Genomic DNA, 10,030 nt, shown 5'->3' with positions numbered 1-10,030 from the left:
AGGATAAGCTGGGGGTTCGCGGTGGGGCAACTAGAGCAATACCCGTCAGTTAAGCGGCCCCAAAGCCCGCCACCGCGAATGGGATATAATCCGACCCACCTCTTCGACTCGCCCGCCGACCATGTCCTGCAACCGCCACAAGATCCACTTCCTGCGCGAACTGATCCCGTCCTTCGACTGTGAGCCCGGCTGCCACGACTGCTGCGGCCCGGTCACCACCTCGGCCGAAGAGATGGCCCGGCTGCCACGCAAGTCCCGCGCCGAGCAGGAGGCCGCGCTGGAGCGCCTGGACTGCGTGCACCTGGGCCCCGAGGGATGCACGGTGTACCAGGAGCGGCCGCTGATCTGCCGCCTGTTCGGCACCACGCCACGCATGGCCTGCCCGCGGGGGCGCGGGCCTGCGCAGATGATCGAGCCCGAAGCCGAGCAGCTCGTCCACCAGTACATCGCCAGCACCCGCCAGGTGCTGGTCTGACGCTCAGTCCGGGATCGGCAGGCAGAGGCTTTCCTTCACCTCTTCCATGACGATGTAGCTCTTCGACTCCCGCACATGGGGCAGCTTGAGCAGGATGTCGCCAAGCAGCTTGCGGTACGAGGCCATTTCCGAGATGCGCGCTTTCACCAGGTAGTCGAAGTCGCCCGATACCAGGTGGCACTCCAGCACATGAGGCAGCTTGAGCACGGCACGGCGGAACTCCTCGAAGGTATCGCCGGACTTGTAGTCCAGGCTGATCTCGACGAATACCAGCAGGCTGCCCTTGAGGTGCTGCGGATTGAGCCGGGCGTTGTAGCCCATGATGATCCCCTCGCGCTCCAGCCGGCGCACACGCTCGGTGCATGGCGTGGTGGAAAGGCCGACCTTCTCGCCCAGTTCGGTGAACGAGATGCGCCCGTCGTTTTGCAGGATACGCAGGATGTTGCGGTCGATCTTGTCCAGTTCACGCTTGCTCTGGTGCTGGGTTCTCATAGGGGATGCCCCTCCACAAAAGGCGACTATGCCGAGAATTCTCGCCAAATATAGGCTTTTATATAGTGAAATGCACTGGCCTGTCCTTCTTATACTGCGCCCATCCAAGCCATTTCAACAAAAGACTGCGGCAAGCCGCGTGCGAGGGATAAACAATGCGAGTTCTGGTACTTGGTAGCGGTGTGATCGGAACCGCCAGTGCCTATTATCTGGCCCGGCAAGGTTTCGAAGTCGTGGTGGTCGATCGCCAGCCGGCGGTGGCCATGGAGACCAGCTTCGCCAACGCTGGCCAGATCTCGCCGGGCTATGCCTCGCCCTGGGCCGCGCCGGGCGTGCCGCTGAAGGCCATCAAGTGGCTGCTCGAGCGCCATGCCCCGCTGGCCATCAAGCTCACCGGCAACGTCGACCAGTACCTGTGGATGGCGCAGATGCTGCGCAACTGCACCGCCAACCGCTACGCGGTGAACAAGGAGCGGATGGTGCGCCTGTCCGAGTACAGCCGCGACTGCCTCGACGAACTGCGCGCCGAGACCGGTATCGCCTACGAAAGCCGCACCCTGGGCACCACCCAGCTGTTCCGCACCCAGGCCCAGGTGGATGCGGCGGCCAAGGACATCGCCGTGCTCGAGCAATCCGGCGTGCCATACGAGTTGCTCGATCGTGACGGTATCGCCCGCGTCGAGCCGGCCCTGGCTGGGGTGAAGGACATCCTCGCCGGCGCCCTGCGCCTGCCCAACGACCAGACCGGCGACTGCCAGCTGTTCACCACCAAGCTCGCCGAGATGGCCATCAAGCTGGGCGTCGAGTTCCGCTTCGGCCAGGACATCCAGCGCCTGGACTGCGCCGGCGACCGTATCAATGGCGTGTGGATCGACGGCAAGCTGGAAACCGCCGACCGCTACGTCCTGGCCCTGGGCAGCTACTCGCCGCAGATGCTCAAGCCGCTGGGCATCAAGGCTCCGGTGTACCCGCTCAAGGGCTACTCGCTGACCGTGCCGATCACCGATCCGGACATGGCGCCGACCTCGACCATCCTCGACGAGACCTACAAGGTCGCCATCACCCGTTTCGACAACCGCATCCGTGTCGGGGGCATGGCCGAGATCGCCGGCTTCGACCTTTCGCTGAACCCGCGTCGGCGCGAAACGCTGGAGATGATCGTCAACGATCTTTATCCTCGCGGCGGCGACCTGAGCCAGGCCAGCTTCTGGACCGGCCTGCGCCCGGCGACCCCGGACGGCACGCCGATCGTCGGCGCTACCTCCTTGCGCAACCTGTACCTCAATACCGGTCACGGCACCCTGGGGTGGACCATGGCCTGTGGTTCTGGCCGCCTGCTGGCCGACCTGATCGCGCGCAAGAAGCCGCAGATCAGCGCCGAGGGCCTCGACATTTCGCGTTATGGCAAAAATCAGGAGATCGCCAAGCATGCCAATCCAGCGCCAGCTCACCAATGAGCGCATGAGCCAGATCGTCGTTCACAACGGTACCGTCTACCTGGCGGGCCAGGTGGGTGACGACATGGATGCCGGGATCGAGCAGCAGACCCGCGAGACCCTGGCCAACATCGAACAGTTCCTCGAGCAGGCCGGCACCGACAAGACCCGCCTGCTCTCGGTGACCATCTACCTGAAGGACATCGACGCCCACTTCCAGGGCATGAACGCGGTGTGGGACCAGTGGCTGCCCCAGGGCGTCGCGCCGGCCCGCGCCACGGTCGAGGCCAAGCTGTGCGAGCCAGAGATCCTCGTCGAGATGTCGGTGATCGCCGCACTGCCGTAAACCGTTCCCTCACCCTGGTGCGGCGGGCACTACCCCTCACCCGTCGCGCCAGGGGCTTATCGATAACCAGAACTGCCAGAAGGCTGCCGCCATGCGTCCTGCCCGTGCCCTGATCGACCTCCAAGCCCTTCGCCACAACTACCGTCTGGCCCGTGAACTGTCCGGCGCCAAGGCCCTCGCCGTGATCAAGGCCGATGCCTATGGCCATGGCGCGGTGCGCTGCGCCCTTGCCCTGGAGGCCGAGGCCGACGGTTTCGCCGTCGCCTGCATCGAGGAGGCGCTGGAGCTGCGCGCCGCCGGGATCAAGGCGCCGGTGCTGCTGCTCGAAGGCTTCTTCGAGGCCAGCGAGCTGGCGCTGATCGCCGAGCACGACCTGTGGTGCGTGGTGCATTCGTTGTGGCAACTGGAGGCCATCGAAAAGGCCCAGGTGCACAAGCCGCTGAACATCTGGCTGAAGCTGGACACCGGGATGCATAGGGTCGGCCTGCACCCGAAGGACTACCACGACGCCTACCAGCGCCTGCTGGCCAGCGGCAAGGTGGCGCGCATCGTGCTGATGAGCCACTTCGCCCGTGCCGACGAGCTTCAGGCCGACGCCACCGCGCAGCAGGTGGCGGTGTTCGAGGCGGCGCGCCAGGGCCTGGCCGCCGAGTGCAGCCTGCGCAACTCGCCGGCGGTGCTGGGTTGGCCGCAGGTGCCGAGCGACTGGGTGCGCCCGGGCATCATGCTGTATGGCGCAACGCCCTTCGAGGTGCCCCAGGCCCAGGCCGAACGCCTGCAGCCCGTGATGACCCTGCAATCGCGCATCATCGCCGTACGTGAGCTGCCGGCCGGCGAGCCGGTCGGCTATGGCGCCAAGTTCATCAGCCCACGCCCGACCCGCGTCGGTGTGGTCGCCATGGGTTATGCCGATGGTTACCCACGCCAGGCACCTACCGGCACCCCGGTGATGGTCGCCGGCAAGCGCACCCAACTGATTGGCCGGGTTTCGATGGACATGCTCTGCGTCGACCTGACCGACGTGCCGCAAGCGACCGTCGGCAGCCCGGTGGAGTTGTGGGGCAAGCAAGTGCTGGCCAGCGAAGTGGCGCTATTGGCGGGGATGATCCCCTACCAGATCTTCTGCAACCTCAAGCGCGTGCCGCTGGACTATATCGGCGAATGAGGCGCTGAAGCGGACAGGCTGCGGGGCGAAGTGTTGTAAATACTGAACGGCGTTGCCATCATATCGTTCACACTTCTCCCCCACCTCGACCGTTTCAGGAGGCTCCAGCTTTGGACGTCGGTGAACGACTGCAAGCCATCCGCAAGCTCAAGGGCCTGTCCCAGCGTGAACTCGCCAAGCGTGCGGGCGTGACCAACAGCACTATCTCGATGATCGAGAAGAACAGCGTGAGCCCGTCGATCAGCTCCCTGCGCAAGGTGCTCAGTGGCATTCCCATGTCCATGGTCGAGTTCTTCTCCGTCGAGCTGGCGCCGGAAAGCCCCACGCAGATCGTCTACAAGGCCCACGAACTGATCGACATCTCCGACGGTGCGGTGACCATGAAGCTGGTGGGCAAGTCGCACCCCAACCGGGCCATCGCCTTTCTCAACGAGGTCTACCCGCCGGGTGCCGACACCGGCGAAGAGATGCTCACCCATGATGGCGAGGAAACCGGCATCCTGCTCGAAGGCCGCCTGGAGCTGGTGGTCGGCACCGAGACCTTCATTCTCGAGGCCGGCGACAGCTACTACTTCGAAAGCACCCGCCCGCACCGTTTTCGCAACCCCTTCGACGAGCCCGCCCGGCTGATCAGCGCGGCCACGCCTTCCAACTTCTGAATGGCTGCGCGGCATGTTGTCGCGGCTATACCCTTTCGAACACTAGGGTTGTTCCGCTCACCTCCGGGATCCCGCTATACTTTCCAACGCCCGCGTATCCCGTGGCCGCGGGCGTGATTAGCCACCATGAGGGTGTACGCGTGAACCAAATCAAGAAGATGCTGGCCCTACCAGCAGCCGTAGTAGCCCTTTGGGCAATCAATGCACACGCAGCGACCAATGACGATATCGCCAAGCGCCTGGAGCCGGTCGGCCAGGTGTGTATCCAGGGCCAGGAGTGCAAGGGCATGGAAGTGGCCGTTGCCGCTGGCGGCGGCGGAGCCAAGACCCCGGACGAAATCATCGCCAAGCATTGCAACGCCTGCCACGGCAGCGGCCTGCTCGGCGCGCCGAAGATCGGCGACACCGCCGCCTGGAAGGAGCGGGCGGATCACCAGGGCGGCCTCGACGGCATCCTGGCCAAGGCCATTACCGGCATCAACGCCATGCCGCCGAAGGGGACCTGCGCCGATTGTTCGGACGAGGACCTGATGAACGCCATCAAGAAAATGTCCGGTCTGTGAGTTGCACCTGATCACGCCACGGCCTGCCTTCATGGCGTGATGCTGTTCACTCAAGACGTGTAGCGACCCTTTTCGCGGGCAAGCCCGCTCCCCCGGATTCGGCGCCGACTTCGAAAGTGGCGCGGCCCTTGTGGGAGCGGGCTTGCCTGCGATGGGCTGCAAAGCAGCCCCAACGCTTTGCCCATGGGCCCATGCAGCAAAACCAGGCAGGCAAGGGTCCAACCCCCTGTATGCATGGATGTCACAGGAGGCACCGATGGCGCAACGCTGTTCCCTCGATGCGGCGGTCGACCAGGTGCTGGCTCGCCTGCCCGCCCATATCCACCTGGGCCTGCCGCTCGGCCTGGGCAAGCCCAACGCCTTCGTCAACGCGCTTTACGCCCGGGTGCGTGAGCTGCCCGAACGTCGCCTGACGATCTACACCGCCCTGAGCCTGGGCCGCCCGCCCTTGGGCGACGGCCTGCAGCAGCGCTTCCTCGAACCTTTCGTCGAGCGTGTGTTCGCCGACTATGAGGAGCTCGATTACCTGGCCGACCTGCGGGGCGACAACCTGCCCGCGAACATCCGCATCGAACAGTTCTTCGTGCAGCCCGGCAGCCTGCTGAACAGCGACCTCGCCCAGCAAGACTATGTCAGCAGCAACTACAGCCACGCCGCCCGCGATATCAACGCCAAGGGCCTGAACCTGGTCGCCCAGCTGGTGGCGGCCACGCCCGAGTGCCCTGGCCGCTTGAGCCTGTCGTGCAATCCCGACATCACGCTCGACCTGCTGCCGATGATCGCCCGTCGCCGTGCCGCCGGCGAAACCATCCTGTTGCTGGGCCAGGAGCATGTCGAGCTGCCCTATATGCCGGGCGATGCCGAGCTTGCCGAGGACGCCTTCGACCTGCTGATCGACGAGCCCGAGCGGCGCCGCCTGTTTTCCACCCCGAACATGCCGGTCACGACCCAGGACCACTGCATCGGCCTGTTCGCCAGTGCCCTGGTGCGCGATGGCGGTACGCTGCAGGTCGGCATCGGCGCCATGGGCGATGCGCTGACCGCGGCCTTGCTGGCGCGCCACGGCGACAACGCAGGTTACCGGGCGCTGCTCGCCGAGTTCGAGCCGGGCCCATGGCAGGGGCTGATCGACAGGGAAGGGGGCCTGGAGACCTTCGCCGAGGGTCTGTACGGCTGCAGCGAGATGTTCGTCAACGGCCTGCTGGCGCTGGTCGAAGCGGGCGTGGTACGGCGCTGCGCCGATGAGCGGGGAACGCTGGTGCATGGCGGTTTCTTCCTCGGCCCTCGGGCCTTCTACCAGCAACTGCGGGAAATGCCGCTCGGGCAACGCGAGCGCTTCGCCATGAGCGCTATCAGCTTCATCAACGAGCTGTATGGCGAGGAAGACCTCAAGCGTCGCCAGCGCCGCGATGCGCGCTTCGTCAACACGGTGTTCGGCATGACCCTGCTCGGTGCCGGGGTGGCTGACCAACTGGAAGATGGGCGAGTGCTCAGCGGTGTGGGTGGGCAATACAACTTCGTCGCCCAGGGCCATGCCCTGGAAGGCGGACGCTCCATCCTGCTGCTGCGCAGCTGGCGCGAGGCGGGCGGCGAGGTGACCTCGAACCTGTTCTGGACCTACGGTCACTGCACCATTCCCCGGCATCTGCGCGACATCGTGGTGACCGAGTACGGCATCGCGGATTTGCGCGGGCAGACCGACAGCGAGGTGATCGCGCGGTTGCTGGCGATCAGCGATTCACGCTTCCAGGGTGAGTTGATGGTGCAGGCCAAGGAGGCCGGCAAGCTGGCCAAGGACTTCCAGCTCGATGCGCGTTTTACCGACAACACGCCGGAGCGCCTGGAGGCGATACGCGCACGCTATCGGCGGTTGTTCCCGGAGTATCCGCTGGGGACCGACTTCTCGGCTGAGGAACAGGAGCTGTTGCGGGCGCTGAACTGGCTCAAGGGCAAGTTCAGGTTGAGCGAGGTGCTGGAGCTGGGCAAGGCGACGCTGGATGCACCTGGGCCGCAGGGGTATGCGGCACAGTTGGCGCGCATGGGACTGGATGAGCCGCAGGGGCTCAAGGAGGAGCTGTATCAGCGGCTGTTGCTGGCAGGGTTGGCGGCGACGCGGTGACTGCAAGGGGCTGCTGCGCAGCCCATCGCCGGCAAGCCGGCTCCCCTGTGGGGCTTGCCGGCAATAGGGCCCGTACGGTCAATCGATGAACGTGACCACACCACCTTCCAGCGACTTCACCCGGGCCAGCGATTCGACGCGATAGCCCTGGCGATCCAGCTCGGCGCGACCGCCCTGGAACGACTTCTCGATGACGATGCCCAGGCCCGCGACAGTGGCGCCGGCCTGCTTGATGATCGAGATCAGCGCCTGGGAGGCCTTGCCGTTGGCCAGGAAGTCGTCGATCACCAGCACGCGGTCGCTGCTGTTGAGATGGCGTGGCGAGATGGCCACGGTGTTCTCGGTCTGCTTGGTGAAGGAATACACCGAGGCGGTCAGCAGGTTCTCGGTCAGGGTCAGCGACTGGTGCTTGCGGGCGAAGATGACAGGCACACCCAGCTTCAGGCCGGTCATCACGGCCGGGGCGATGCCCGACGCCTCGATGGTGACGATCTTGGTCACGCCGGAGTCGGCGAACAGGCGGGCGAATTCGTCACCGATCAGCTGCATCAGCGCTGGATCGATCTGATGGTTGAGAAACGCGTCGACTTTGAGAACCTGGTCGGAAAGCACGATGCCTTCTTCGCGAATCTTCTGCTGCAGTGCTTCCACTGTGGTATTCCTCGATGTAGCAAAGGTGGCCACGGCCGGGGCCGCGACAAAGGTTAAAGAGTAATGGTTGATCAGCGTTTGAGCATTGCCCGGATGTCGGCCAACGCATTGTTGCCTCGCGCCGCGCGAACCTCGGTCGGCGCATCTTCCAGCCCTTCCCAGGCCAGGTCGTCCGGTGGCAGTTCGTCGAGGAACCGGCTGGGCGTGCAGTCGATGATCTCGCCGTACTGCTTGCGCTTGGCGGCGAAGGTGAAGGCCAGGGTCTGGCGTGCGCGGGTGATGCCCACGTAGGCCAGGCGGCGTTCTTCCTCGATGGTGTCGGCCTCGATGCTGGAGCGGTGCGGGAGGATTTCCTCCTCCATGCCCATGATGAACACGTAGGGGAACTCCAGGCCCTTGGAGGCGTGCAAGGTCATCATCTGCACGCCCTCGGCGTTCTCTTCCTCTTCCTGCTGGCGCTCGAGCATGTCGCGCAGCACCAGCTTGCCGATGGCGTCCTCGATGGTCATGTCACCCTCTTCGTCCTTCTCGAGGGTGTTCTTCAGCGCGTCGATCAGGAACCAGACGTTGCTGATGCGAAACTCCGCGGCCTTGTCGCTGGCGGTGTTCTGGCGGATCCAGTTCTCGTAGTCGATGTCGCGGATCATCTCGTGCAGGGCGGCGATCGGGTCTTCCAGGGCGACCCGCTGGCGCACCCCATCGAGCCAGTGCTTGAAGCGCTGCAGGCGCTCGGTGTAGCGCGCATCCAGGTGCTCGCCCAGGCCCAGCTCGTCGCTGGCGGCGTACATCGACACGCCACGTTCGGTGGCGTAGTTGCCGAGTTTCTCCAGGGTGGTCGAGCCGATCTCTCGGCGAGGCACGTTGATCACTCGCAGGTAGGCGTTGTCGTCGTCCGGGTTGACCAGCAGGCGCAGGTAGGCCATGAGGTCCTTGACCTCCTGGCGGCCGAAGAAGCTGTTGCCGCCAGAGAGGCGGTAGGGCACCTGGTGGTGCTGCAGCTTGAGTTCGATCAGCTTGGCCTGGTAGTTGCCTCGGTAGAGGATGGCGAAGTCGCTGTAGGGGCGGTTGGTGCGCAGGTGCAGGGTGAGGATCTCCATGGCCACCCGCTCGGCCTCGGCTTCCTCGTTCTTGCAGCGGATCACGCGGATCTCGTCGCCCACGCCCATCTCGCTCCACAGCTGTTTCTCGAAGGCGTGCGGGTTGTTGGCGATCAGTACGTTGGCGCAGCGCAGGATGCGGCTGGTGGAGCGGTAGTTCTGCTCCAGCATCACCACCTTCAGGGAGGGGTAGTCCTCCTTGAGCAGCATGAGGTTTTCCGGGCGGGCGCCACGCCAGGCGTAGATCGACTGGTCGTCGTCGCCGACCACGGTGAACTGGTTGCGCATGCCGATCAGCATCTTCACCAGCAGGTACTGGCTGGCGTTGGTGTCCTGGTATTCGTCCACCAGCAGGTAGCGCACACGGTTCTGCCAGCGTTCGAGCACGTCCTTGTGTTCCTCGAACAGTTTCACCGGCAGCAGGATCAGGTCGTCGAAGTCCACCGCGTTGAACGCCTTGAGCGTGCGCTGGTAGTGGGTGTAGACGATGGCGGCGGTCTGCTCGCGTGGGTTGCGTGCCTTTTCCAGGGCCTCGGCGGGGAGGATCAGGTCGTTCTTCCAGGCACCGATCATGTTCTTGATCTCGTCGATGCCGTCGTCGCCGGAGTATTCCTTTTGCATGATGTCCGACAGCAAGGCCTTGATGTCGGTCTCGTCGAAGATCGAGAAGCCTGGCTTGTAGCCCAGGCGCTCGTGCTCCCGGCGGATGATGTTCAGGCCCAGGTTGTGGAAGGTGCACACCGTCAGGCCACGGCCTTCGCCGGGGCGCAGCAGGGTGCCGACCCGCTCCTTCATCTCGCGCGCCGCCTTGTTGGTGAAGGTCATGGCCACGATGTACTGGGCACGGATGCCGCAGTTCTGGATGAGGTGGGCGATCTTGCGCGTGATCACGCTGGTCTTGCCGGAGCCTGCACCGGCGAGCACCAATAGAGGGCCGCCGACGTAGTCACAGGCTTCCTGTTGCCGGGGATTGAGTCGGGACATGCTAGAAACCGGGGGTCACCAGAAAATAGCCGCGCATTCTAGC

10 protein-coding genes are annotated in these 10,030 nt (G+C 64.7%); 7 read left to right on the top strand and 3 right to left on the bottom strand.

The features are described 5' to 3' along the window. The first annotated feature begins 121 nt into the window (after positions 1-121). A complete protein-coding gene (locus tag WCE05_RS23295) occupies positions 122-475 on the top strand; it encodes a YkgJ family cysteine cluster protein (protein WP_225786745.1) in 354 nt (117 codons plus the stop codon). Positions 476-478: 3 nt separating this feature from the next. On the opposite strand, the gene dadR is transcribed toward WCE05_RS23295, so the two are convergent. Next, complete coding sequence (gene dadR, locus WCE05_RS23290; RefSeq protein WP_003258963.1) at positions 479-967, bottom strand: transcriptional regulator DadR; 489 nt, start codon at positions 965-967, stop codon at positions 479-481. A 155-nt stretch (positions 968-1,122) separates the two neighbouring features. Here dadR and dadA point away from each other — a divergent pair, with 155 nt between their 5' ends. The 6 genes from dadA to WCE05_RS23260 all read left to right on the top strand — a co-directional run bounded on the left by dadA (position 1,123) and on the right by WCE05_RS23260 (position 7,255). Continuing rightward, the gene (gene dadA / locus WCE05_RS23285; RefSeq protein WP_225786744.1) at positions 1,123-2,424 is read left to right on the top strand and encodes a D-amino acid dehydrogenase; all 1,302 of its coding nucleotides are present in this window, start codon (positions 1,123-1,125) and stop codon (positions 2,422-2,424) included. Then, a complete protein-coding gene (locus tag WCE05_RS23280) occupies positions 2,396-2,749 on the top strand; it encodes a RidA family protein (RefSeq protein ID WP_225786743.1) in 354 nt (117 codons plus the stop codon). The genes dadA and WCE05_RS23280 overlap by 29 nt, the downstream gene beginning before the upstream one ends. Before the next feature lie 91 nt (positions 2,750-2,840). Next, positions 2,841-3,914, top strand: a complete 1,074-nt coding sequence (gene alr / locus WCE05_RS23275; RefSeq protein ID WP_253080644.1) for an alanine racemase — start codon at positions 2,841-2,843, stop codon at positions 3,912-3,914. Between the two features lie 110 nt (positions 3,915-4,024). Further along, positions 4,025-4,573 (top strand): cupin domain-containing protein, encoded by a 549-nt coding sequence (locus tag WCE05_RS23270; RefSeq protein WP_225786741.1) that lies wholly within the window; start codon positions 4,025-4,027, stop codon positions 4,571-4,573. A gap of 158 nt (positions 4,574-4,731) precedes the next feature. Further along, on the top strand, positions 4,732-5,136 hold the full coding sequence (locus WCE05_RS23265) for a cytochrome c5 family protein (RefSeq protein ID WP_225786866.1): 405 nt from the start codon (positions 4,732-4,734) through the stop codon (positions 5,134-5,136). A 256-nt stretch (positions 5,137-5,392) separates the two neighbouring features. Next, positions 5,393-7,255, top strand: a complete 1,863-nt coding sequence (locus tag WCE05_RS23260) for an acetyl-CoA hydrolase/transferase C-terminal domain-containing protein (RefSeq protein ID WP_253080643.1) — start codon at positions 5,393-5,395, stop codon at positions 7,253-7,255. 78 nt (positions 7,256-7,333) lie between these two features. Here the strand turns inward: WCE05_RS23260 and xpt are convergent, their stop codons facing one another. Together xpt and rep are read right to left on the bottom strand one after the other, a co-directional pair. Beyond that, positions 7,334-7,906, bottom strand: a complete 573-nt coding sequence (gene xpt, locus WCE05_RS23255; RefSeq protein WP_225786739.1) for a xanthine phosphoribosyltransferase — start codon at positions 7,904-7,906, stop codon at positions 7,334-7,336. 71 nt (positions 7,907-7,977) lie between these two features. Beyond that, positions 7,978-9,987, bottom strand: coding sequence for a DNA helicase Rep (gene rep, locus WCE05_RS23250; protein WP_225786738.1), 2,010 nt, complete (start codon positions 9,985-9,987; stop codon positions 7,978-7,980). Between the last annotated feature and the right edge of the window lie 43 nt (positions 9,988-10,030).

The organism is Pseudomonas sp. I2, assembly GCF_040984075.1.
GTDB lineage: Bacteria > Pseudomonadota > Gammaproteobacteria > Pseudomonadales > Pseudomonadaceae > Aquipseudomonas > Aquipseudomonas guariconensis_B.
Note: the sequence above shows the minus strand (reverse complement) of the source record. Positions and strands in the feature narration are given on the sequence as shown.

Excerpts from the sequence above, each read along its gene's own strand:
- alr (WP_253080644.1), top strand. The coding sequence starts at position 2,841 with ATGCGTCCTGCCCGTGCCCTGATCGACCTCCAAGCCCTTCGCCACAAC.
- WCE05_RS23280 (WP_225786743.1), top strand. The coding sequence starts at position 2,396 with ATGCCAATCCAGCGCCAGCTCACCAATGAGCGCATGAGCCAGATCGTC.
- WCE05_RS23265 (WP_225786866.1), top strand. The coding sequence starts at position 4,732 with ATGCTGGCCCTACCAGCAGCCGTAGTAGCCCTTTGGGCAATCAATGCA.
- rep (WP_225786738.1), bottom strand. The coding sequence starts at position 9,987 with ATGTCCCGACTCAATCCCCGGCAACAGGAAGCCTGTGACTACGTCGGC.
- WCE05_RS23295 (WP_225786745.1), top strand. The coding sequence starts at position 122 with ATGTCCTGCAACCGCCACAAGATCCACTTCCTGCGCGAACTGATCCCG.
- dadR (WP_003258963.1), bottom strand. The coding sequence starts at position 967 with ATGAGAACCCAGCACCAGAGCAAGCGTGAACTGGACAAGATCGACCGC.
- dadA (WP_225786744.1), top strand. The coding sequence starts at position 1,123 with ATGCGAGTTCTGGTACTTGGTAGCGGTGTGATCGGAACCGCCAGTGCC.
- WCE05_RS23260 (WP_253080643.1), top strand. The coding sequence starts at position 5,393 with ATGGCGCAACGCTGTTCCCTCGATGCGGCGGTCGACCAGGTGCTGGCT.